Genomic DNA, 23,288 nt, shown 5'->3' with positions numbered 1-23,288 from the left:
AGATTCCTCCGCGGACGAATGAGCGCGGTCAGACCAACGTTGTAGTGACGGCAATTTTGTCCCTCAAGCAGAGCTGCAAAGCCTTACTGCATCCTATATATCCCATTCGTACTATCTCTCAGCCCTTTACACAAACCTGAGTTATCGCTGCAGTTCCCATAAAACCCGAAATAAAACTACATTGTAGTAATAATATCTTGCAGTAAATTCCTATTTTGTAGTAAAAATAAGAAAATTAATTTTAAAGGCTTTCTGTTATGTCTGAAAAAGATAAATTCTTAGGTGAATTCGAACAAATGACTATGCTTGCGTTACTTCATCTTGAAAATGAAGCGTATGGTGCAGCGATTAGGCAACTATTGGCAGAACAAGTAGATCGCAATGTCGCCATTGGCGCACTCTATTCAACACTAGAGCGATTGGAGCGTAAAGGTATGGTGGAATCACGACTAGGTGAAGCCACAGCTCAGCGAGGTGGCCGAGCAAAACGCTATTTCAAAGTGACTGCGCAAGGCCATAATGCACTTAAGCGTGCCAGGCAGGCAATGGATACATTATGGCACGGACTATCTATTCGCCATGCTTTATCTCAGGAGGTGTAGCAATGAGCCTCTACTCAGACAAGAAATCAGATGTCAAACCGCCAGCACTGGCAAATAAAATTCTCTCGATATTGCTCCCTCATCGACTGGTAGAAAGTGTTCTGGGCGACCTTGAAGAAGAGTTTAACTTACGAGCGAAACAAAGTATCAAACATGCTAGTCAATGGTATTGGCAGCAAACTCTTGAAACAAGCTTGATTTATCTACAGAAAAAACTGGCTTCTGTCGATGTATTGGGGCGATTGAATTTTTACTTGCCACTTATCATGTTCGTTGTGACTGCGGGTTTAATTGTATTGCTGTCCATATTGAACGACCCAACCTTTATTTCTGAAACTTTTTGGGATGAACTGCTACAAGGAAAAGTTCATACGGCGCTCTTTAGTGCACATTTTTGGCACAATTTCTGGGACATTTTAGCGCTGGCTGAATGGGGCATGTTTATACATTTCGAGTCTTTGCTCATCTCGTTCTTCAGTATCGCAATGATGCTCTATTTATATAAACAACAACAAGCTTCCATCATTGAACTCGCTATATGTGGTTATTCACTTGCTTTCATTCCTTACTTATGGAGCATCATGCATATCGCACATCATAGCTTTGAAGCAAGGCAAATAGGGCCCATTGTTGCGACCGGTATTCTTTGCCTGCTATATCAGCTACCACCTGTAAGCTACATTATCCATCGCAAATTACAGCAGATAAAAACAGAACGATTTGAATTTAATAAATAAAATAGAACTATAAGGAGAGGTTATGGCTCGCGTGAAATACACACTGCTACTGCCTTTTATTGTCTGTAGCTTTGCAAGCATGGGTAATGAAGCATCTTTAACGCCAGTAAATAAAATGGCACCAACGGCCAGCGATGAGGAAGCAATAATACGACACTGGAGGCAACCTGAAATAAATCGTGAGTTTTGGGATATCTCTGTACTACCACAAGCTTTCATTGATGTTAAGCCAGCTCTAAGAAGCGATGGCTTAGCGGTTGGTGAGTTGGGCATTGACGGCGGTAAAAAAGCCAATATCCTTGCACTGGCTGACGAACTTGCCAAAAAACAGCACGGTAATTTTGACAGCCTTCTAATTCACCATAAGGGCAAGCTGCTGTTTGAGTCATATTACCTCAGAGGCCGCGTAGATTTATCCCACCCCCAATCATCCGTTACTAAAGCTTATACAGGCATGTTGCTTGGTCGTGCCATTCAATTGGGTTACCTCAGCATGGATGATTTGGATAAGCCCGTGGCAGGCTTTCTGGACAAGCTGGACGCTTCAAAGTTTGTTGACGGCGCAAGTCATATTACCTTACACCAGGCTTTAACCATGACAACCGGTCTTCGGATCAGCAATGCAACCCGCAAGTCTATGATGGAGAACCCTCCATTAGTCAAAGGGCAAAAAGAAATTCAATTTCTTTTTGCAAACAGTGCAGCCATAACTCCCGAATCGAAAAGCTTTTATTACGATATTGGTCCTCAGCTTATTATGCAGGTAATCGAGGCGGTTGTACCCGGCAATGTTGAAAAATTCATTGAGAAAGAGCTATTGGGACAATTAGACATTACAAATTTTCATTGGAAAACGGCACCGAGTGGATTACCCGAGTCGATATGGAGATCGAGTTTAACTTCGAGGGACATGATAAAAATGGGCATACTCGCGGCAAACAAAGGCAAATGGAAAGACAAGCAAATAATTAACCGTGATTTTATGACCAGATCCACAAGTAAACTTATCACCACAGGAGATGATGAAATTTTCGGTGATGGCAAAGACGTTTCTAATCAGGGATATGGCTATTATTGGTGGAGTTCAGATCTTCAGTACAAGGATAAGAAATATGCGAGTGTCTCTGCCCAAGGAGGGGGAGGAATATACATCATTTTGATTGAAGAATTAGACTTAATTATTGCAATAACTGCGCATCACGTTGACCACGCAACACAGCAAATTGTAGCTGAGCGGATCTTGCCTGCATTTGTGAGTTAGCGTCTCAGATGACTGCTTATTGCTCGGGGAGGTTTGGGGCCGTCGGCGATCAGCAGACACATTCAAGTGAAAGTGCACACCTATTCGTACTAATCTTACAACTCGTTTTCCAATAAACTAAAAAAGCCGCTCAACCGCGGCTTTTCAGAGTATTTTCCAACACTAATAATATTTGTCTTTGATTAGAACGGAATATCGTCATCAAAGTCGATAGGCGGTTCCATTGGGTTGCTGGCGCTGCCACTTGCATTGCCACCGGTGTTACCACCTGCATTGCCTTGCTGAGGAGCGAAACCACCTTGTGCAGGCGCATTATGCTGCGGTTGCTGACCCATAGACTGACCACCACCAAAGCCGCCGCCTTGCTGTTGGTTTTGCTGAGGCTGTTGTGCTTGCTGAGGTGCAAAACCGCCCTGCTGCTGTTGTCCGTACTGAGACTGACCACCCTGGTTGCCATAGTTAGACTGGTTAGACTGACCATAGTTTTGGCCGCCCTGCTGTCCACCCTGGTACTGACCACCGCCTTGTTCACCGCGGCCACCCAGCATTTGCATCTGGCCACCCATATCAACAACGATCTCTGTCGTATAGCGCTCCTGACCACCTTGATCAGTCCACTTACGAGTCTGCAGACGACCTTCGATATAGACTTGTGAACCCTTGCGTAAGTATTCGCCCGCTACTTCTGCCAGCTTACCGAATAGCACTACACGGTGCCATTCAGTGCGCTCTTGCATCTGACCTGTGTTTTTGTCTTTCCAACTGTCGGTCGTTGCAATGCTGATGTTCGCTACGCCGTTTCCGTTAGGCATATAACGTACTTCAGGATCTTGGCCTAAATTACCAACCAAAATAACTTTGTTTACACCGCGTGCCATGGCACCCTCTCCTCACACTATTGCAAGCTAGCGCAAGCCCAGGGCTTGCTTTGCTTGGTTTAAATCAAATTCTTTATCGTTTACTTTCAAGTAGGTACGATTTTCTTCACTGACAACGGTCGCTTCGATTACCCCGGGTAACGCGACCAGCTGATCGGCCAAAGCATCGGCTCGCTCAGGCTCGTCCACGTCAGTTACAAAACTGAGTGTTTTACTTCGCACCGGGATTTGCATACGCCACGCAATAAATAGCCATATTACCCCAATTGCCGCAGCCGCAGCAAACACAGTTTGAGGATTAAACTGCTGCGCCAGATAACCTCCCATCACACCACCTGCAAATGCACCAAAAAATTGCGAAGAGGAAAAGACACCCATTGCAGAACCTTTTTGGGTCGCCGGGGCAATGCGCGAAACCAAAGCAGGCATCGTTGCCTCAAGAAAGTTAAACGCAATGAAATACACTGTCATCGCTACCGCTATCCCTACCAGTGAGTTTGCCGCTGGGATTAAAGCCAGCGTGCTCAGCACCAGTAGGGCTATCGACGCCAGAAATACCTGTTTCTCTTTTTGCTTACGAATGGCCACTATCATCAGCGGCGCCATCAATACGAACGCAAGCAATAAAACGGGGATATACAATTGCCAATGGTCCTGCGCAGCCAAACCATCAGCAATGAGCTGACCCGGCAGCGCGACAAATAACGTCGTCAAAGTTAAGTGTAGCAGCAACACGCCCAGATCCAGTCTTACCAGCTGCGGATGACGCACTAACTGACGAATATCTGCCATGCTGGCTACCGTGTCTCCTTTGGGCGCCCGGTTTACTGCACTTGGCACGATAAACATCACTATTCCGATCCCCAGTACAGCCAGTGCCGCCGTCAGCCAGAAAATTCCCGCTATGCCAAAAGCAGCAGCAACCATAGGACCCAACAACATCGCTACGGCAAAGCTCATACCGATACACATACCAATGACAGCCATGACTTTGGGTCGCTGTTCATCTCGGCTTAGATCAGAAGCCAGCGCCAGCAAAGCACTTGCAATCGCGCCCATGCCCTGCAAGGCTCGCCCTGCTGTCACCCAGTAAATCGAGTCAGCCAGTGCCGCTACCACAGAGCCAATAGCAAACATAATTAATCCAGCAACAATAATCGGTTTGCGGCCAAATTTATCAGACAACCACCCCATGGGAATTTGCAGTAACGCCTGTGTCAGTCCGTAAGCTCCAATTGCCAGACCAATCCACAATGGCGACACATCAGTGAGTGACTGACCATAAATGGCCAACACGGGCATGAGCATAAACAGCCCGAGCATCCGAAAGGCAAAGACACTGGCCAGTGAAATAGCAGCACGTTTTTCAAGAGAGTTAAGTGATTGTTTCGACATGACACTTATTTGGCTAAGACAAAAACAGGCGCTAGTCTAGCAAAAAAGTAACCAAGTGTTGACGACCAGAGCGGATTTTAGTGAGAAAAACCGGTAATTAGTCTAATCCATATTTGGCCAGGATCTGCTTTAGACGGCCTGAGTGTTGCAACCGCTTAAACGCTGCCGCCAGCTGCTGCAACTCCCTGGCCGACACTGACTGTTTGCTCATGGCATAATAAACTGGCTCTCGGTTCACCACCAGCGGGCTCACAGTGATCTGGGCAAAGTCCGGATTGTGTTGCGACTGGTACAGAACGTTAAATTTCTCTTCCAGAAACCCGGCAATTCGCCCATGCTTAAGCAAACTTAGCTTGCGCTGGTTGTCTGCCACATAGATAAATCGTTGCGATTCAACCTTGCTTTGTTCTAATAATAACCGTTCATTGAATGCATGACCGTAAAACGCTTCTCGCTGAATAGCGACAGGCACAGGCAAGGTAAATAGATCGGTCAGTGTATGTACTGCAAACGGGCGTGAGCGACTCATGGCAAACACGATTGTTTCCATTCTTTGCGGGCCAATAAAATAGGCAAATTGCTCCCGTTCGGGCGTACGGCTGACACTGAGTACCATATCAAGCTCGCCTTCCGCCAGCATTTTCAGTGCCCGTCCCCAGGGGACATTAATAAACTGATAGTGACAGCCGGCCTCATCTAGCAGAGCTCTGGCAAAGTCGACGTCCAGCCCATGCCAAGTCAGATTATTATCTTGTCGAGATTGCGCTGCGTAGTTTTCAAATCGGACAATCAGCTCGCAGCTGGCTGTCACCGGGGTAAACAGTACGCATATCAGAACGAGCCAATACAATTGTGATCCCCAGTTTCAAGGTTTCTCGTAAGTTTAGTCAAGATAGCTTAATTTTACAGACAGGATAGGGTACTCTTGGAGTCTGAGAAAAACACTGTAAGTTTGTACAGCAAATAAGGCCACCATGGATAAAATAGAAGTTAGAGGTGCACGCACGCACAACCTCAAAGACATCTCTCTGACAATACCGCGCGACAAGCTCATTGTGATCACCGGCCTGTCGGGGTCGGGGAAATCATCGCTGGCATTCGACACCTTATATGCCGAAGGGCAGCGCCGCTATGTCGAATCGCTCTCAGCGTATGCCAGACAATTCCTGTCACTGATGGAAAAGCCTGACGTTGATCACATCGAAGGGCTTTCGCCGGCGATTTCCATTGAGCAGAAGTCGACTTCTCATAATCCGCGCTCAACGGTCGGGACCATCACTGAAATTTATGATTATTTGCGCTTATTGTTTGCCCGAGTTGGTGAGCCACGCTGCCCGACGCATGATCTGCCTCTCAAAGCCCAAACCATCAGTCAGATGGTGGATACGGTACTGGCCCACCCCGAAGGCAGCAAGCTGATGCTGCTTGCCCCGGTGGTGAAAAACCGCAAAGGGGAGCACGTCAAGCTCCTGGAGCAGCTTGCCAGCCAGGGCTTTATCCGCGCTCGTATTGATGGTGAGGTATGCGACTTATCCGATCCACCAACACTGGAATTACATAAAAAGCATACCATTGAAGTGGTGGTTGACCGGTTTAAAGTAAAGGAAGGACTGGAACAAAGACTCGCGGAATCTTTTGAAACCGCGCTGGAACTGGCCGATGGCATCGCTGTGGTGGCCGCGATGGATGACAGTCTTGAAGAAGAGTTGATATTTTCAGCCAACTTTGCCTGTCCAACATGTGGCTATGCCATGACCGAGCTTGAGCCTCGCCTGTTCTCTTTCAACAACCCCGCAGGAGCCTGTCAGAGTTGTGACGGCCTTGGTGTAAGACAGTTTTTTGACCCCAGCAGGGTTGTGCAAAACCCAGAGCTGAGCCTGTCCGGTGGCGCCATTAAGGGCTGGGATAAACGTAGTTTCTATTATTACCAGATGCTCAGTTCCGTGGCCGAGCATTATGACTTTGATCTGGAAGTGCCATTTCAGGATTTACCACAAGAAGCGCAAAAAGTGGTACTTGAAGGCTCAGGACGAACCAAAATTGCCTTCAATTATCGTAACGACAGAGGTGATTTAATAACTCGGAACCATGAGTTCGAAGGCGTGTTGAATAATATGAATCGCCGCTACCGGGAAACAGAGTCAGCCTCAGTCCGTGAAGAATTGGCTAAATACCAGACCAGCCAGGCATGCCCAAAATGCGAAGGTTCTCGACTGAGAGAAGAAGCGCGCCACGTATTCATTGGTGCCACTAATTTGCCAGCTGTTACCACTATGAGTATTGGCGAAGCGTGTGACTTTTTCGGTGACCTGACCCTCAGCGGCCAGAAGGCCAAGATCGCAGAAAAGGTACTTAAAGAGATCCGTGATCGCCTGTCCTTCTTGATTAATGTCGGCCTGAATTATCTGTCACTGGAGCGCAGTGCCGATACCCTCTCCGGTGGTGAAGCTCAAAGGATCCGATTAGCCAGCCAGATTGGTGCCGGTCTGGTTGGGGTCATGTATGTACTTGACGAGCCGTCAATCGGTCTGCACCAAAGAGACAATGATCGATTACTGAGTACCCTCACCCATCTACGCGATCTCGGTAACACTGTGATTGTAGTTGAGCATGATGAGGATGCTATCCGAGCAGCGGATCACATTATTGATATTGGTCCGGGTGCTGGCGTACATGGTGGTTATGTGGTCGCAGAAGGTAGTCGCGACGACATTATGACCAACCCGGAATCACTGACCGGACAGTATCTCAGTGGCAAACAAGCCATTGCAGTCCCTGCACAGCGTCATCAGCCGGGCGAACAATGGCTGGCACTCAATGGCGCAAGTGGAAATAATCTTAAGGACGTTAACCTGGAGATCCCATTTGGTCTGATGACGTGTGTCACTGGTGTATCTGGATCAGGTAAATCGACACTCATAAACGACACACTGTTCAAGCTAGCTCACAGAGAGCTCAATGGTGCTACGGTCGCTGAACCGTCGCCTTATCAGTCGATTGAAGGCCTGGAACACTTTGACAAAGTGATCGACATAGACCAAAGCCCTATTGGACGTACACCACGCTCAAACCCGGCCACCTACACCGGGATATTTACAGCGATCCGGGAATTGTTCGCTGGTACTCAGGAAGCACGTTCTCGGGGATACAAAGTAGGTCGTTTCAGCTTTAACGTGAAAGGTGGTCGCTGTGAAGCCTGTCAGGGCGACGGGGTGATCAAGGTCGAAATGCACTTCCTGCCTGATGTCTATGTCCCCTGTGATGTGTGTACAGGTAAGCGATACAATCGTGAGACCTTAGAAGTCCTTTATAAGGGCAAAAACATTCACGAAGTATTGGAGATGACGGTAGAAGATGCCCGTGAATTCTTTGATAAGATCCCGGCCATTAAACGCAAACTACAAACCCTGATGGACGTGGGCCTGTCGTACATTCGACTGGGCCAGGCTGCAACCACCTTGTCTGGCGGTGAAGCGCAGAGGGTTAAATTGGCCCGAGAGCTATCTAAGCGAGACACAGGTAAAACCCTCTATATTCTGGATGAGCCCACCACCGGCCTGCACTTCCACGATATTCAACAGTTACTGGTGGTTCTGCACCGCTTACGCGATCATGGTAACACTGTCGTGGTGATAGAGCACAATCTGGACGTCATAAAAACCGCAGACTGGATCGTCGATCTGGGCCCGGAAGGCGGCGCAGGCGGAGGCCAAATTCTTATTTCAGGTACACCAGAGGAGGTTGCAAACTGCACAGCCTCTCACACTGGTCGATACCTCAAGCCTATGCTATAACGGAGCATCTAAAAGGGGGGAGTCTCTCCCCCACAATAATGAGTACGTCAGGGAATGGAATAATAATAATGAAACTGACAATACCTGGAGCCATACAGAATGCATTAACCCCGTTGCAGGTCATCCACAAAAAATGGCTGGCATTTTGGCAGGCGCTAAATGTCGCCCAACGTTGTTATTGCTCGGCAACCATACTCTGCCTGCTTGGCATTTTTAATGAAGCGCCTGAAGACAGTCCCCTGTATCTGGGCGCATCGGTTCTGGCACTGATAGCTATGACCCGAGAGTTCTGGCCCAGGTTTATTCACCTCTGGGAAAGCCTGCCCGGCAAAGCTGTGATCTTATTGTTCTACGCGTTTATTGCCAACTATGCGCTGGCACAGGCGGCTGGTATGGTCAATGACATCACCGGAGTGAATGCCGATCATCTCCCCTATTCGCATAACTTTAGTATGCTGCTATCTGTGCCAACCTGGTTTGTCACCACCAGCATCCTGCTGCTGATCCTGTTACAACTCATCCAGCCTGTTTATTTGTTTGTGCTGATGTTGTTAAGACCCTTTGGTTTACATAAATGGTGGCACAGCCCGGACTATCAGTATCCTGTTACCACCGGATTGGTGCGCTTTTTCTTCGGACTGTTTTTACTCTACCAAATGGCCATATTTATTTCTTCTACTGGTATGTCACGTGGTGTGAATAGTTTTTTGCAACATATCTTCGAAGGCTTTACCGGCCAATCAATTAAGGTCAATGTTGCCGTACCAGAAGAGGCTCAAAATGCCATCGCACGCGCAAATGTTGACGCCATTGCAGGTTCTGGGGTCGATGATGTAGCGCAAGCTAAACTGGCAGAGAAACAAGCTGAGCTTGAAGAAATTAAGGTACAGTTATCCGCCTTTGAAAAAAATGCCGATAAATACGAGCGTCATCTGCAGAACGTACTCACTTACTTCATTTATGAGTATGAATCGGATAGTCGCTCACGCTGTGAGATAACACCCGGTACCCGAATCATTGAGCTAAATGATTACGAACTGCTTGAGATCACTAAAATTGAAGGTGAGCCTACCCGGTATGAATTTGTGGTGAAACCCTGTATCTCCGCAGCCATCGGACACCAGTTTCGGGCAACGCCAGGCAGTCGGTAGCTGACATGAATTGGTGGTGAGCCCCAGCACCTCTGCGGCTATTGGACATCAATGCCCTCGGGCAACGCATGACAGTCGCTAGCTGACATGAATTGGTGGTGAGCCCCAGCACCTCTGCGGCTATTGGACTTCCATGTCTTCGGGCAACGCATGACAGTCGCTAGCTGACATGAATTGGTGGTGAGCCCCAGCATCTCTGCGGCTATTGGGCTACCATGTCTTCGGGCAACGCATGACAGTCGGTAGCTGACATGAATTGGTGGTGAACCCCAGCACCGCTGCGGCTATTGGACATCAATGCCCTCGGGCAACACAACACAATCTGTAGCTGATATGAATTGGTGGTGACCCCCTGTATCTTCGCAGCCGTTGGACACCAGTTTCAGGCAACACCTGACAACGAATCGTTGAGTCAGATGGCGCGTGAAATCTAAAGCGCGTAAGCAGCCAGCTCAGCTTTTTCTTTATCATTCAGAGCCTGAGAAGTTTTGTTTGCAAAATCATAACGCACCATTACTGTGCGCCCTTCTGCGCAGCACTCCCCGTGCTGCCAGGCCTGCTGAAGGATCACAAAAGAGCTGTTACCAACCTTCTCAATGGCGGTTTTAACTTCAACTTGTTGCCCGTAAAACAACTCGCCTTTAAAGGTTACCTCCACTTTGGCAACAATCAGCTTCCATTGATGTGGATTAAGGTCTGGTGTAAAAATTTTGAAAATAGGGGTGCGCGCCGCTTCAAACCATACCGGGAGTGCGGTATTGTTGATGTGTCCGAGGACGTCCGTTTCACTAAAACGGGGCATAAGAGTTTCTGACAACATAATAATTCTAACCAATTTTGGATATCAACATGACTGATTTTATTCGCATTTATGAAAATGCACTGAGTCCCGAATTCTGCCAGCAGTTTATTCAGACTTTTGATAACAGCCCCCACCTGGCGCAGGGTACAACCTCAGGCGGTATCGATCTCAGTAAGAAAGTCAGTCAGGATCTGTATTTAAATCAATACCCGGATTATGCTCAGCAATTAACACACATTCAACAAACCACGTCAAAATACCTGTTCGATTATATTGAAGAGCATTTCTTTATGATGATCGGCGCGTTCGGGCTGAGTGTATTCCACCCGAAAACTGGCCAGCCAGTCAATTTAACCGTTGATAATTTTGAGGAAGTGGGTAAACCGCAATTACCTATTTTAACCCAACAATTGTTTCGTTTAGGGTCAATTCAGGCCCAACGTTACCCGATCAACAAAGGCGGTTACCCCTATTGGCACAGCGAAGTTTACCCGCAATTACAACATAACGAAGCGTTGCACCGCGTACTCTTGTTTATGTTTTACCTCAACGATGTAGAGGAAGGCGGCGAAACCGAGTTTCATTATCAAGATAAGCTGATTAAACCAAAACAAGGTTCTATGGTTATTGCACCAGCCTATTTCACACATACGCATCGGGGTAACATGCCACGCTCTAATGACAAGTATATTCTTACATCCTGGGTGCTATTTAACCGGGCGGAGCAACTATATGGAGCCCCGCCTCAGCAAGCAACGAGCTAGCGACGACGACGGATAAATTCCTGCCAGTCGAGCAGCAAGGCTTCGAAATCTTCGAAGCCACAACCTGCACTCAGGCCATACTCTTCCAGAGACAGTGCGTCATCACTGAAAGCGGATAGCGCATCCGATTGTTCGTGGTATAAATCATGGGCTTCAAAGATCGCTTCCTGGTGTGAGACGGTTAATCGCACTTCCCGCCCTTCAAGACAAAGTTCATCCCGACTGGTTTTTAACGCTTCAAGTTGTGCCAGAAATACAGGCACCTCTTCATGAGCAAGCTCATCATTCAGCCAGCGGCCAACCAGCTCATGTTCAGCCGACATTTTGACGCGAAATCCAGCAATCGGATCGCGAATAAATTGATACTCCATACTAACTTCAAGTTATGATTAAACACCTAAGTAAGTATACCCTAACTGCGCGACAGTGCATTGTTTAGCTCTGATAAACCCGTATAATACGCGCTTCACTCTGATCCAATATCGTTCGCAACTGGCGAGTAACCCGTGACTTTCATTGATATTCTGTTTCCGCTGATTTTTGTTGTCACCTGTGGGTTCATCTCTGCCCGCACCCAGTTTATTTCGTCTGCACAATTAGATGGGATCCGCGTCTATATTTTTAATCTGGCGATCCCTGTACTGCTATTTTTAAGTATGTATCGTGCAGAGCTGTCGGATATTGCATCAGCCAGACTGCTACTGGCCTTTTATTTACCAGTCTGTGCCATCTATTTGCTCATCGTTGGCACCATGCAACTTTACAGAAAATGTACCATTAAAGAAGCTGCGCTTAGTGCTCTCAATAGCACTTACTCTAATACAGTGGTTGTGGGACTCCCAGTGATCCTGGCTGCACTGGGTGAACAGGCCGCGGCAATGGTATTTATGATCATCCCTTTGCACAGCGCAGCGCTGTTTTCTCTCACCTTTATGCTGGCACGAGAAAAAGACACCCGCGGTATGACGTGGCTAAAGCCGCTCTTTCTGAACCCAGTTGTACTGAGTATCAGCCTTGGATTGATAGCCAACCTGCTGCAATTACCTATCCCGACCTTACTGCTCAGTGGCATGGACTGGTTTGCAAAACCAGCCATTGCAGGCGCCCTGTTTGTATTGGGTGCCAGCCTGGTCCAATATGGGTTTCGTCCGGTGTGGTTTCCCGCACTGATACTCAGTACAGTCAAGCTGTTGATATTGCCACTAGGTGTTTATCTGACAGCTACCCTGCTGATGCTGGAACCACTGCAGCGTCAGGTTGTCACCTTGATGAGCGCAGCGCCACTTGGTATTAACGCTTACCTGGTCGCGCGTCAACTATCGGTTCAACAGGCAGTGAGTGCTGGTAGTGTAGTGTTATCTACACTGTTAAGTGTCGCCTCACTGAGCCTGTGGCTGGCCATTTTATCAGTCTGAAGAACGGTATTTAGCGGCATCAATGATCGACCATAATTGCACGATTGCCGCCAACACTGCAGGCACTACTAACCACCAAAGTGCATATCCGCCAACACAGATGACTGCAAAGATCAGAGCCGCCAGTAAACGTCCCTGCACTAATTGACCTAAGCCCGGGAAAAACACATTACATATCGCGGCAATTACATTGCCTCCTGAACCCTGTCCTGCCATAAAGACCTCTCTTTTTTAGATTTAACTGCGCAGTTGAATAGTGACGCGCAGACAATTCAAACGTATGATTTATCTGTAACACGTTCTGTGCCAGAATTATAAATACTTAATAATCAATAAAATACAAAAAACATGCGACTCACTCAGCTGTTAATATAGCTTAATTGACTAACTTTTAGTGAATTAAATCACTAAGCCAAGAAGCTGTTTGTCGCGCACATTCAATGGGAATTTGTCATGCTAAACCGTATAACACAGCCACTCAGCCGACTGGTCGAGCGCTATTTACCCGACCCCTATATTTTTGTCTGCCTGCTGACTATGCTGGTGCTCGCCCTTGCCAGCATGTTCACTCCCACGACACCGACAGAGGCACTCTCTATCTGGGGACAGGGGTTCTGGAACCTGCTGCAATTTGCCATGCAGATGCTATTGATCTTGGTCTGTGGCTATATGTTAGCCAGTACCCGCCCTTGTGTCATGGCGTTAAATAAATTAGCGACTTTTGCTCGTACACCTGCCCAGGCCATTATGCTGGTGACTCTGGTTGCCATGCTGGCCAGCTGGCTCAACTGGGGTTTTGGCCTGGTGGTCGGTGCTTTGTTCGCCAAAGCACTCGCGCGCCAGGTTGCTGTAGATTATCGGCTACTGGTTGCCAGTGCTTACTCCGGGTTTATTGTCTGGCACGGCGGGCTGGCAGGTTCGGTACCGTTGACCATCGCGACCACAGGGCATTTTGCTGAAGCGCAGATAGGTATTCTGGACACAGGTCAGACTTTGTTTGCACCGTTCAATCTGCTTATTTTAGGTACACTTTTTGTGGTCATGCCGTTGCTTAACCGTTTTATGCTGCCACCAACCGAAGCCCAGATTATCGTCAATCCTGAAAAACTGGTACAACCTGAACCACAGAGCCCCCCGGCTTCACCAACCCCAGCTGAGCGGCTTGAGAATAGTACACTGGTTGGTACCCTGATAGGGTTATTGGGATGTGGCTATCTGCTGCATTATTTTTTTGTCGCCGGCGGCACGCTTAACCTCAATAGTGTTATTGCACTGTTTTTGTTTTTGGCCATCTTGCTACATCGCACACCTGTCAATCTACTGAACAGCCTACAAGAAGCGATCAAGGGGGGCGCAGGTATTGTGATCCAGTTTCCCTTTTATGCGGGGATCATGGCCGTGATGATCAAAACCGGACTGGCACAACAGATCTCCAGCGGCTTTGTCGAGATCAGTACCAGTACAACTCTGCCATTGTGGAGCTTTCTCAGTGCCGGGTTGGTCAATATTTTTGTGCCTTCCGGTGGCGGACAATGGGCCGTTCAGGCGCCCATTGTTATCCCTGCTGCACAAGAGTTAGGAGCTGACATTGCACGTGTTGCAATGGCCGTCGCCTGGGGAGATGCCTGGACCAACCTGATACAACCATTTTGGGCACTTCCCGTACTGGCCATTGCTGGTTTAAAGGCAAAGGACATTATGGGGTTCTGTCTGGTCCAGCTGCTGGTCAGTGGGATTGTCATAGCACTTCTGCTGACCCTGGCTTAACCTCAAAGATATGCCGGTCATAACGCTGACCGGCAAGCAGTTAGTTTGACAGCACTTTGATGGGTAAGCTCAGCAACACGCTATCAGCGTCTGCGAAGTGCCACATAACGGCAATTAAACCGCCAGAGACAATCACGTAGAGTGCCGTTGACACAATCTGTCCATAGCGGTCCAGTGGGATTAAATGCGCCTGATGACGACCACGCCATTCCAGCAAAATATCTATCGTACCAATCACCAAAAAGAACACCAGCAACATCAGACCAAAGGTATAGCTGATCACCACGCCCAGCAGGATCCCTGCCAGACAAACAAGTAACCCGGCCCAGGAGCGCATAGAGAAACTGATACTTTTCACTACATGACCGCCATCCAGAGGCACAATCGGTAGCATATTCAATAAGTTTAACAACGCACTCAGCACGGCGACGCCTGCGAATATTTCCAGCCCGGTAACATAGTACAGTACAACAGCCACCAGAGAGGCCAATAAACCAAAAGCAGGGCCCATCAATGAAATAATCACATTCTGCCAACGTGTGGTAAGTTTGTCTTCACTTACAGCTAACCCACCAACAAATGGGATTAAGTATATTCCTTTTGTTTTTAACCCGAAGTAACGCATAGCACGGATATGGCCGTATTCATGAATGACAAGACACGCCAACAGCATGACAGCAAATTGCCAGGAAAACAGCCAGGCATAACCCGCTAAAGATGCGCCAGCTAATGCTGCCTTAACAACATTGGCACTTTTTAGCAGCTTAAAACCTAAAGCCGCCAGGCCAAACCAGCTGCCTTTGTTATCACGTTGCTGGACAGGCACTTCGAGCCATTGCCAAGGCTCGTTATCAACGGCAATCGCCAGCAGTCCTTCTGGTAAGCGGCTTGGATCCAGGCGTAGTTGATGACCATCGACTGCCACTAAGTATTGCCGATCGCCTGTTGGCTCGTGTGCCAGGCATTGCTGATCCTGATATACCTGGAGGATCTCCTGGCGATTCACTAATACAGACACCTGATAGCCTGCTAATGGAAATTCAATGCGGGTCATGATGACTCGTAAATAAACATACAGTGTGCCCATTATACGCATTTTTTATACGCAAGTACCTATCCCTGCCGGACCCCGCTATCGGCCTGAGTAGCACAATATTTTCATGAAGTAGAGCGTCTGTCATGTGCGTTCTATAACCAATGTACTAGACTTAGACTTGGGTTCCATACTAAGGATAGCGTTATGCAACATCAGGCTAAGCACGTTCTCGTCGTAGATGACTCTCAGGCCATTTTGGTCGTAATGAAAGCCATTTTGGCAGAGCTGGAGGTAGACTATGTTACGACTGTGTCCAGCGCGCCTCAGGCTCTGGATCTGGTGAGACAAACCCCACTTCAATATGACGCCGTTTTTACGGATCTCAACATGCCTGATATGGACGGTATGGAGCTCATCCGCAAGTTAGGCGAGCTTAGATACCCGGGTGGGATCGTCATAATCTCTGAGATGGAAACCCGGGTCATGGATCTGGCAGCGAATCTTGCACGACAACACAACACGCATCTGATTGGTAACATTTCCAAACCTGTCCAGCTCAATGATGTCGACAGGCTACTGAAAAAACTGGATAGCTTTATTGGTGGGGATGATCCTGAAGATCCCTGTGTGACAGAAGAGCAACTCCTGTATGCCATCAGCAATAATGAGATCACGCCGTTTTACCAACCTAAAGTACACCGAGGTAGTAAAAAGATTAAAAGCGTCGAGGTACTCGCCCGTATCGTATCACACCAACACGGAGAAACACTTTTACCCCATCGTTTTATCGGCGTTGCTCAGGATCTGGATTTGATCAACCTGGTCACCTTTCAGCTATTTGAAAAAGCGACCAAAGAGTTCCAGAAACTCAGAGCGGAGCTCAACTATCCTTTCAAACTCGCTTTTAACCTCTCACCTGTGCAACTCAATGACAGCGGGTGTCCCGACAAACTTGCCCTGATCCTGGAACTCAATCGTCTTGAGCCCAAAGAGGTGATCATTGAAATCACGGAGAACCAACCTATTGTCAGTAACCTGCAACTCGAAACCATTAACCGGCTCAGGTTACGTGGATTCGACTTGTCACTTGATGATTTTGGCACAGGGTTTACCAATTTACAGCAGCTAAAAAACCTGCCATTTACTGAAATCAAACTGGATCGTTCACTCATTACGTATATTGAGTCAGATCGCTTCTCTCAGGTGTTGGTTGATAGCCTGATTGACATTGCGCAAAACCAGCAAATGGACATTGTGGCGGAGGGCATAGAGAGAATTGAAGAATTGCAGTATCTGGAAAAATACAAATATAGCCTGCTGATGCAGGGATACCTGATCAGCCGCCCTAAAGCATTACCCGAGTTCATACGCTGGATCCACTCCTGGCAGAGAATGATCAATTCAAATCCATAAAGTGTTGAGAAGTTAACCTCACTTCAGGATGAGAAGCGCAAAGTCTATGTTATAGTATACGTCCAATTTACCCACAATAGGCGCAAACTATGAAGTTAAGATCGGCTGCTTTGCTGCTGTTGTCTGCCCTGAGTACCTCACTGAGTGCTGCTCCAATCGACAAGCAAGATATTCAATTTATAGGCCCACTGGGTCAGGCCAGTACAATTAAGCCCTACAATACCGCACATCAAAAAACCATCATTGCAAACCTGATCCCCAGTTTATCGGGTTCTGAAAAAGCCATATCTATGTTGGGTATTGACGCCGAATGGCAGTCGCTTTCAGAGGTCAAAGCGTTGACCATGGGTGGTCTGCAAGCGATGAAAATGGAATTTTCTGTCAGCCGCTTTGTACAGGGTGAGTTGGTATTGAATGGCATAGAGAAGGCACATATTTTTGTCAATGGTGAGCGCCACTCTGACAAAATGACCTCGTCACTCAACTTACCGACCGGTGACCACCAGGTCATTATCGTTGTTGAGCAAGCTGACGACTGGAAAAAAGTGGCTGTAGAATTCAACGGTAAAACCGACCATGATACGCTCTTGTTTACCGATAAACCCACCCGCTCCCTGTCCGCTAAACAACTCTTTGACGCCCCGGTTCTCAGCGCCATTTCCTTTGCACCTAATGCAAAACATTATGTGACAACACAAAAGCACTACCAGAGCAATCGTGGCAACCAGGCACTGACCAGCACAACTGTTTACAATGAAGACGATAAAGTGGTATTCACACTCGACGGGGTCAATGCCAGCTCATTAGCCTGGCGTCAGGATGGCGAGCAAGTGGTTTATAGCCAGAATGGTCAGCTAAAGTTATTGGATATTGCGACTTTAAAGTCCCGGGTTATTGCTGAAGATCTGGCCGGCGCAAGTGGGTTCGCCTACTTTAACGACACAAGTTTGATATTTAGCTGGTCCAAATCCCCAGAGGATGACAAAGCACTTGTGAAGCACTATCAGGGCCTGGAAGACCGCTGGTCATATGCCCGTACCAACACGCAAATCTATCTGCTTGATATCGCAACAGGCATGATACAAGCGGTCACAGAGGGGAAACACAGCCATACCCTCGAAGATCACGATGGACAAAACAATCACATACTCACCACTCGTGCTTTGCAAGACTACTCGGCACCGCCACATATGCTCTCAGAGCTGGTTGAGTACGACCTTTCACAAGGCTCCAGCAAGGTGCTTGGCCAGTATCGTAGCATCAACAGTGCCAAATACGGCGCGAAAGGTATCTACGTGACTGCGGGCCCTGACTTTAAAAATGGGCTTGGCAGAACGGTCGATAAAAATCAGCTGTCGAACAACTATGATGGCCAGTTATACTGGTTAGACAAACAAGGGACTCAGGCAAAAGCGCTCAGCAAGCAGTTTGATCCCGCCATCGGCTCCATCGAAGTTCTAAACAATGGTGATGTAATTGCCAAAGTCACTGATGAAGATCGCCAGCAACTCTATCTCTATGATGTCAGCAAAGACAGGTTCACACGACTAAAAACCGGTTTAGATGTGGTTGAGCGTTTCAGTGTAGCAGATAGCCGTAAACCAGCATTGCTGGTGACAGGCACACAAGCTTCTGCACCTCAACAACTCAAGCAGATTAACATATATAAAAACCGTGCCCGCACTTTATGGGATTCGACGCCACTGGAATATGCAAATAGCGAGATTGCAAAACTAGAAGAGTTTAACTTCAACAACAGCCAGGGCACCGAGATCAAAGGCCGGGTTTACCTGCCTCATAATCTGGACAAGTCAAAGCAATATCCGGCATTGATTTATTACTACGGTGGTACTTCACCCGTTTCCAGAGCGTTCACTGGTCGATATCCATTTAACTTGTGGGCAGCCAATGGCTACGTGGTTTATGTTCTGCAACCGACAGGAGCAACCGGATTTGGCCAAGAGTTCTCCGCGCAGCATGTCAATGCCTGGGGTGAACAAACGGCTGATGACATTATCAAAGGCACCAAGGCTTTTCTTAATGAGTATCCATTTGTCGACAAGAATCGCCTGGGCAATCTCGGCGCTTCTTACGGCGGCTTCATGACCATGTTGCTAACCACCAAGACAGACATGTTCAGTGCCTCTATTTCACATGCAGGTATCTCCAACATTACCTCATACTGGGGTCAGGGTTGGTGGGGCTACCTTTATTCAGGTGAAGCGTCAAAACACAGCTTCCCATGGAATAACCCGAAGCTGTACTCTCAACATAGTCCAGTCTTTCATGCCGACAAAGTTAAGACACCTTTGTTGTTGTTACATGGCGATGCCGATGTAAACGTACCTGTTGGTGAAAGCCACACTATGTATACCGCGCTAAAACTGCTTGGTCAGGATGTGGAGCTGATTGAAATAAAAGGAGCGGATCACCAGATATTCGCCCGCGATCGTCGCTTTCAGTGGTGGGATACCATGTTGGCATACTTTGATAAACACCTGAAAGATCAACCTCAGTGGTGGTTGCACCTTTATGGTAAATAACAAGTAAGGCAGCACTTAGGTGCTGCCTTTTTTTATAAAACCCATTCAACTGTATGATTTCTCATAAATACCACATTTTTATTCACTTACATGCCTCATACTAAAGTTTCATTTAAATTGTTTTTTATTTGAAAATAATCAACTTACCCTTCTCAGCCCAGTTTTCTCAGTGCTAATATATAAGTGATTTATTGATAAAGTTATGGTGCTATGAACATTAACGTGCTTCTGGTGGAAGATGATGACCTACTGGCAAAAAGGATCTCGAATCATTTTGCTGATACTGAATTTCAGCTCACACTGGATAATACCGGTGCACAGGCATTGCAGCTCGTTCATAGCAAAATCAATGACGGCACACCATTTGATATGGCCATTGTAGATGTTGTATTGCCCGCAACAGACGGCCTTAACCTCGCCAAAGAGCTCAATACATTGACTGACATTGGTGTGATCATGTTATCCAGTCGAGATACGCAAGCTGACCGTATTGCAGGCTTGGCTCAGGGCGCGGACGACTACGTCTGTAAACCTGTTGATCTTCTGGAACTTGAACTACGCATGCGTGCCCTCTACAAACGCATTGCAGGCACTAAAGCAGAGGACGAATCTGAGGAGTTCATTGAATATGCAGACTTCAAGTTGCACCCAGATAATCGTACGCTCATCAACCCTCAAGGCGAAGAAGCCCGACTTACTGAAGCAGAGCATAAAGTACTTATTTGCCTGATTGCGAATGCTGGTAAGGCGACGTCACGCGCAAAGATTTCGGAAGACATTGGCCAACCAGACTGGAGCCCAAGTGACAGAACGGTGGATGTCCTCATTGGTCGGCTTCGTAAAAAGCTGGGTGACGAAAAAGAACAAAAGCGGATAGTCACTGTACGCGGCAAAGGCTATATGCTGTCAACCTAACCGGCCTCAGCTGTAGGTCAACTGCCCCAACAGCCGTTCAAATGCCCGATAGCTGAGTGCCTCTTTCAAATCGGGGACCGTAATATCTCCGCGCTGTGCCAAATCTGCAATCGTTCTGGCAACCTTAATAATACGATGATAGGAGCGAGGAGACAGATTAAGCTTCTCTGTGGCTCTGGCAAGCAGCTGAGCAACCTCCGGGTTAAGGACACAGTATTGCTCTATTTCCCGAGTCGAGAGCCTGGCATTAGCCTTCCCCTGGCGCTTCAGGGCAATTTCAAATGCAGCCTCCACCCTATTGCGGATCACTGCACTTGTCACTTCCTGCCTTGTGGATTGTAGTTCCTGCGTACTTAACCGAGGCAACTCAATTTGCAAATCGATACGATCTATAAAAGGACCTGATATCTTACTCAGATATCTCAGCACCTGATCAGGAGAGGCCCTTTTATCAGTATGGCAGCCCGTGGGGCTCGGATTAAGCGCCGCAATCAACTGAAATGAAGCGGGAAAGTCGACCTGTTGTGCCGCACGTGAAATGGTCACTAATCCCGTTTCCATGGGCTCTCTTAACGAGTCCAGTACCTTACGCTCATATTCAGGTAGCTCATCCAAAAACAGGACACCATTGTGCGCTAAGGAGATTTCTCCGGGTTTGGGGTTTGAAGATCCTCCCACCAAGGCCACAGCTGAACAAGTATGGTGAGGCGCACGAAAAGGCCTGTTGCGCCAATTATGATGATCCAGCTGCTTACCAGTCAAAGAGTAAACGGCCGCCGTTTGCAGCGCTTGTTCCACACTCATTTTTGGCATAATACCCGGCATTCGTTGCGCCAGCATAGACTTACCTGTACCAGGAGGGCCGAGAAACAAAATATTGTGCCCGCCAGCAGCGGCAATTTCGATCGCCCGCTTTGCCATAGGTTGCCCTTTAACATCACTCATATCCATAAAGCACAAGTGTGTGCTATCAGCAGGTGTTACTTTAGCACAATCAATTGAAGGGAGTTGAGCCTGACCACTTAGGTCCAACCAAAGTCCTTGGAGTGTATTTGCAGCGACGCAGTGCTCATACTCGACCAGTTTAGCCATAGCGACATTTTGACCTGGGATGTAGCACTTGTGCCGCTCATTTTTGGCAGCCATCACAACGGGAATAATTGCAGTGACAGGCCTGATTTCACCATTAAGCGCTAATTCACCGTAAAACTCACAACCTTGTGTTGTTTGCTCATTGAGCTGCCCCGATGCTACCAAAATACCGATGGCAATCGCCAGGTCGTACCGCCCCCCTTGTTTTGGCAGGTCGGCTGGCGCCAAATTCACCGTAATACGTTGGTCTGGAAATATAAATCGCGAATTATGCAGCGCGGAGCGCACGCGCTCTTTTGATTCTTTAACGGATGTTTCGGGCAAGCCTACAATATTAAAACTCGGCAGCCCATTGCTAAGGTGTACTTCGACTGTTACTACAGGAGATTCAATACCAACCTGAGCCCGTGTGAGTATTCTCGCTAGTGACATTCCTTGTCCTTTGTTTAATCTTTGTAGTTAAAGACATGCAATACAATGTGCCAACGCATGGCTGCCAGACGGGCAAACAGCGTAGTGGCCATTGCAAGCAGCATGACAACCTCTGTTGATAAATTAAAGCCTATGAGTTGAGTATAAACGATCCCACCCAAAATACAGGTGATAGCGTACAACTCCCCTTTTAACAACAGCGGTATTTCTCTTGCCAATACATCTCTGATCACACCGCCAAAACACCCTGTCAGTACTCCCATGATCACCGCCGTTGTATCTGGCATACCGATATTGAGGGCTTTTTGGACCCCCATCACCGCGAAGAAAGCTAAACCAAAAGCATCCGCTACTTGCAGATATAAAGTTGGGATCTGTTTTCTCCGATTAAGCGTCCAGATACTGACCGCAACCGCCGAAAATATCGCAATAAAGTAGCTAGAATCATGTAACCAAAATACAGGTACATCAAGAATGACATCACGAATTGTGCCCCCACCTATGCCTGTGACAGTCGCGAGCACCACAACACCAAACCCATCCATATGCTTGCTATAAGCAATCAAAGTACCCGAAATGGCAAAAACCATGACACCAAGTAAATCGAACCAATGATAGAGTTCAGACATTATTTTCTCGCTATGATACTGACATGAGTGGATATTAGCCCAGTTTCTAGTAATAAAGTAGCTTAACCGATCATCCACGCACCCTGATGGTCAGCAATAATGGTAAAAGCTTTAACAAGGGTTGTGCATCCCATATGGGTGGACTTTCGCGAAGAGGTTATGGGGTACACCCCCTCCTCAATGGAATACCATCAGAGAGTGTCAATTCGTAGTGCAACTCATATTAACGGTGTGGCCTGTTCGAAGATCCCGCATCAAGTGCGGGGTGAATTGCGACTGAAGCAACGCTTCGCAGCGCAATGAACGCGAGGGTGACGACAAACCGAAGCAACGCTTCGCAGTTCGAGGAAGTGAGCGCAAGGACCCACATGGATGTGGGGAAGTAGAATAATACAGGAGCAATTATCGAGATGCGCGAAGGGCGATGAGAAACCGAAGCAACGCTTCGCAGTTCGAAGAGGTGAGCGCAGGGATGCGCGATGGGACCAAGCTTCATGGATGAATAGACAACACAGCTCTATCTACACGCTTCTATAAATGACATAAACGCAAAAAAGCCCGACTCTTTCGAATCGGGCTTTCTTTTATTAGGAGCTTGGCAATGTCCTACTTTCACATGGGAAACCCCACACTATCATCGGCGCTATTTCGTTTCACTACTG

The 23,288-nt window shown here is 47.6% G+C and carries 20 protein-coding genes; 11 read left to right on the top strand and 9 right to left on the bottom strand.

Annotated elements, in window-relative coordinates; genetic code table 11:
- The first annotated feature begins 257 nt into the window (after positions 1-257).
- Genes NH568_RS13060 through NH568_RS13050 form a run of 3 tightly spaced genes read left to right on the top strand, consistent with a single transcriptional unit; the run spans position 258 to position 2,600 of the window.
- The gene (locus NH568_RS13060; RefSeq protein ID WP_253048042.1) at positions 258-602 is read left to right on the top strand and encodes a helix-turn-helix transcriptional regulator; all 345 of its coding nucleotides are present in this window, start codon (positions 258-260) and stop codon (positions 600-602) included.
- Between the two features lie 2 nt (positions 603-604).
- On the top strand, positions 605-1,339 hold the full coding sequence (locus NH568_RS13055) for a hypothetical protein (protein WP_253048040.1): 735 nt from the start codon (positions 605-607) through the stop codon (positions 1,337-1,339).
- Between the two features lie 22 nt (positions 1,340-1,361).
- Complete coding sequence (locus NH568_RS13050; RefSeq protein ID WP_253048038.1) at positions 1,362-2,600, top strand: serine hydrolase; 1,239 nt, start codon at positions 1,362-1,364, stop codon at positions 2,598-2,600.
- 182 nt (positions 2,601-2,782) lie between these two features.
- Here the strand turns inward: NH568_RS13050 and ssb are convergent, their stop codons facing one another.
- From ssb to NH568_RS13035, 3 genes are all read right to left on the bottom strand, one after another.
- The gene (gene ssb, locus NH568_RS13045; RefSeq protein ID WP_138550215.1) at positions 2,783-3,478 is read right to left on the bottom strand and encodes a single-stranded DNA-binding protein; all 696 of its coding nucleotides are present in this window, start codon (positions 3,476-3,478) and stop codon (positions 2,783-2,785) included.
- A gap of 27 nt (positions 3,479-3,505) precedes the next feature.
- Positions 3,506-4,873, bottom strand: coding sequence for an MFS transporter (locus tag NH568_RS13040; protein WP_253048036.1), 1,368 nt, complete (start codon positions 4,871-4,873; stop codon positions 3,506-3,508).
- Between the two features lie 97 nt (positions 4,874-4,970).
- Positions 4,971-5,723, bottom strand: a complete 753-nt coding sequence (locus NH568_RS13035) for a transporter substrate-binding domain-containing protein (RefSeq protein WP_253048034.1) — start codon at positions 5,721-5,723, stop codon at positions 4,971-4,973.
- A gap of 124 nt (positions 5,724-5,847) precedes the next feature.
- Between NH568_RS13035 and uvrA the strand changes: the two genes are divergently transcribed.
- Both uvrA and NH568_RS13025 read left to right on the top strand, forming a co-directional pair.
- Positions 5,848-8,667 carry an excinuclease ABC subunit UvrA gene (uvrA, locus tag NH568_RS13030; protein WP_253048032.1) on the top strand — a complete coding sequence of 940 codons (2,820 nt, stop codon included), beginning with the start codon at positions 5,848-5,850 and terminating at the stop codon, positions 8,665-8,667.
- Between the two features lie 68 nt (positions 8,668-8,735).
- Positions 8,736-9,818 (top strand): hypothetical protein, encoded by a 1,083-nt coding sequence (locus tag NH568_RS13025; RefSeq protein WP_253048031.1) that lies wholly within the window; start codon positions 8,736-8,738, stop codon positions 9,816-9,818.
- A gap of 430 nt (positions 9,819-10,248) precedes the next feature.
- Here the strand turns inward: NH568_RS13025 and NH568_RS13020 are convergent, their stop codons facing one another.
- The gene (locus NH568_RS13020) at positions 10,249-10,638 is read right to left on the bottom strand and encodes a thioesterase family protein (RefSeq protein WP_138546489.1); all 390 of its coding nucleotides are present in this window, start codon (positions 10,636-10,638) and stop codon (positions 10,249-10,251) included.
- A 29-nt stretch (positions 10,639-10,667) separates the two neighbouring features.
- Between NH568_RS13020 and NH568_RS13015 the strand changes: the two genes are divergently transcribed.
- Complete coding sequence (locus NH568_RS13015) at positions 10,668-11,384, top strand: 2OG-Fe(II) oxygenase (RefSeq protein ID WP_253048030.1); 717 nt, start codon at positions 10,668-10,670, stop codon at positions 11,382-11,384.
- On the opposite strand, the gene NH568_RS13010 is transcribed toward NH568_RS13015, so the two are convergent.
- Complete coding sequence (locus NH568_RS13010; RefSeq protein ID WP_253048028.1) at positions 11,381-11,755, bottom strand: YacL family protein; 375 nt, start codon at positions 11,753-11,755, stop codon at positions 11,381-11,383. The genes NH568_RS13015 and NH568_RS13010 overlap by 4 nt on opposite strands.
- Before the next feature lie 135 nt (positions 11,756-11,890).
- Between NH568_RS13010 and NH568_RS13005 the strand changes: the two genes are divergently transcribed.
- Positions 11,891-12,799, top strand: a complete 909-nt coding sequence (locus NH568_RS13005; RefSeq protein WP_253048026.1) for an AEC family transporter — start codon at positions 11,891-11,893, stop codon at positions 12,797-12,799.
- Here the strand turns inward: NH568_RS13005 and NH568_RS13000 are convergent.
- Positions 12,791-13,015 carry a hypothetical protein gene (locus NH568_RS13000; protein ID WP_054014253.1) on the bottom strand — a complete coding sequence of 75 codons (225 nt, stop codon included), beginning with the start codon at positions 13,013-13,015 and terminating at the stop codon, positions 12,791-12,793. The genes NH568_RS13005 and NH568_RS13000 overlap by 9 nt on opposite strands.
- A 237-nt stretch (positions 13,016-13,252) precedes the next feature.
- On the opposite strand from NH568_RS13000, the gene NH568_RS12995 reads away from it, so the two are divergent.
- Positions 13,253-14,566: a TIGR00366 family protein gene (locus NH568_RS12995; RefSeq protein WP_253048024.1), complete on the top strand. Its 1,314-nt coding sequence runs from the start codon at positions 13,253-13,255 to the stop codon at positions 14,564-14,566.
- A gap of 40 nt (positions 14,567-14,606) precedes the next feature.
- Here NH568_RS12995 and NH568_RS12990 read toward each other — a convergent pair whose 3' ends face one another.
- The gene (locus tag NH568_RS12990) at positions 14,607-15,620 is read right to left on the bottom strand and encodes a site-2 protease family protein (protein ID WP_253048022.1); all 1,014 of its coding nucleotides are present in this window, start codon (positions 15,618-15,620) and stop codon (positions 14,607-14,609) included.
- A 186-nt stretch (positions 15,621-15,806) separates the two neighbouring features.
- On the opposite strand from NH568_RS12990, the gene NH568_RS12985 reads away from it, so the two are divergent.
- From NH568_RS12985 to NH568_RS12975, 3 genes are all read left to right on the top strand, one after another.
- Positions 15,807-17,015, top strand: a complete 1,209-nt coding sequence (locus NH568_RS12985) for an EAL domain-containing response regulator (RefSeq protein WP_253048020.1) — start codon at positions 15,807-15,809, stop codon at positions 17,013-17,015.
- A gap of 89 nt (positions 17,016-17,104) precedes the next feature.
- Positions 17,105-19,558, top strand: a complete 2,454-nt coding sequence (locus tag NH568_RS12980; protein WP_253048018.1) for a prolyl oligopeptidase family serine peptidase — start codon at positions 17,105-17,107, stop codon at positions 19,556-19,558.
- A gap of 210 nt (positions 19,559-19,768) precedes the next feature.
- A complete protein-coding gene (locus tag NH568_RS12975; protein WP_138551604.1) occupies positions 19,769-20,473 on the top strand; it encodes a response regulator transcription factor in 705 nt (234 codons plus the stop codon).
- A gap of 6 nt (positions 20,474-20,479) precedes the next feature.
- Here the strand turns inward: NH568_RS12975 and NH568_RS12970 are convergent, their stop codons facing one another.
- Positions 20,480-21,997, bottom strand: coding sequence for a YifB family Mg chelatase-like AAA ATPase (locus NH568_RS12970; RefSeq protein WP_253048016.1), 1,518 nt, complete (start codon positions 21,995-21,997; stop codon positions 20,480-20,482).
- 14 nt (positions 21,998-22,011) lie between these two features.
- Positions 22,012-22,626, bottom strand: coding sequence for a trimeric intracellular cation channel family protein (locus NH568_RS12965; protein ID WP_253048014.1), 615 nt, complete (start codon positions 22,624-22,626; stop codon positions 22,012-22,014).
- Positions 22,627-23,288: the final 662 nt, after the last annotated feature.

Origin of the sequence: Pseudoalteromonas sp. XMcav2-N (assembly GCF_024124545.1) — a bacterium.
Lineage (GTDB): Bacteria > Pseudomonadota > Gammaproteobacteria > Enterobacterales > Alteromonadaceae > Pseudoalteromonas.
The sequence above is the reverse complement of the archived record's forward strand: the minus strand, read 5'-3'. Positions and strand labels throughout refer to the sequence as shown.

What these genes read in the sequence shown, in the direction of transcription:
- NH568_RS13060 (WP_253048042.1), top strand. Translation starts at nt 258, where the DNA reads ATGTCTGAAAAAGATAAATTCTTAGGTGAATTCGAACAAATGACTATG.
- NH568_RS13055 (WP_253048040.1), top strand. Translation starts at nt 605, where the DNA reads ATGAGCCTCTACTCAGACAAGAAATCAGATGTCAAACCGCCAGCACTG.
- NH568_RS13050 (WP_253048038.1), top strand. Translation starts at nt 1,362, where the DNA reads ATGGCTCGCGTGAAATACACACTGCTACTGCCTTTTATTGTCTGTAGC.
- ssb (WP_138550215.1), bottom strand. Translation starts at nt 3,478, where the DNA reads ATGGCACGCGGTGTAAACAAAGTTATTTTGGTTGGTAATTTAGGCCAA.
- NH568_RS13040 (WP_253048036.1), bottom strand. Translation starts at nt 4,873, where the DNA reads ATGTCGAAACAATCACTTAACTCTCTTGAAAAACGTGCTGCTATTTCA.
- uvrA (WP_253048032.1), top strand. Translation starts at nt 5,848, where the DNA reads ATGGATAAAATAGAAGTTAGAGGTGCACGCACGCACAACCTCAAAGAC.
- NH568_RS13025 (WP_253048031.1), top strand. Translation starts at nt 8,736, where the DNA reads ATGAAACTGACAATACCTGGAGCCATACAGAATGCATTAACCCCGTTG.
- NH568_RS13020 (WP_138546489.1), bottom strand. Translation starts at nt 10,638, where the DNA reads ATGTTGTCAGAAACTCTTATGCCCCGTTTTAGTGAAACGGACGTCCTC.
- NH568_RS13015 (WP_253048030.1), top strand. Translation starts at nt 10,668, where the DNA reads ATGACTGATTTTATTCGCATTTATGAAAATGCACTGAGTCCCGAATTC.
- NH568_RS13010 (WP_253048028.1), bottom strand. Translation starts at nt 11,755, where the DNA reads ATGGAGTATCAATTTATTCGCGATCCGATTGCTGGATTTCGCGTCAAA.
- NH568_RS13000 (WP_054014253.1), bottom strand. Translation starts at nt 13,015, where the DNA reads ATGGCAGGACAGGGTTCAGGAGGCAATGTAATTGCCGCGATATGTAAT.
- NH568_RS12995 (WP_253048024.1), top strand. Translation starts at nt 13,253, where the DNA reads ATGCTAAACCGTATAACACAGCCACTCAGCCGACTGGTCGAGCGCTAT.
- NH568_RS12990 (WP_253048022.1), bottom strand. Translation starts at nt 15,620, where the DNA reads ATGACCCGCATTGAATTTCCATTAGCAGGCTATCAGGTGTCTGTATTA.
- NH568_RS12985 (WP_253048020.1), top strand. Translation starts at nt 15,807, where the DNA reads ATGCAACATCAGGCTAAGCACGTTCTCGTCGTAGATGACTCTCAGGCC.
- NH568_RS12980 (WP_253048018.1), top strand. Translation starts at nt 17,105, where the DNA reads ATGAAGTTAAGATCGGCTGCTTTGCTGCTGTTGTCTGCCCTGAGTACC.
- NH568_RS12975 (WP_138551604.1), top strand. Translation starts at nt 19,769, where the DNA reads ATGAACATTAACGTGCTTCTGGTGGAAGATGATGACCTACTGGCAAAA.
- NH568_RS12970 (WP_253048016.1), bottom strand. Translation starts at nt 21,997, where the DNA reads ATGTCACTAGCGAGAATACTCACACGGGCTCAGGTTGGTATTGAATCT.
- NH568_RS12965 (WP_253048014.1), bottom strand. Translation starts at nt 22,626, where the DNA reads ATGTCTGAACTCTATCATTGGTTCGATTTACTTGGTGTCATGGTTTTT.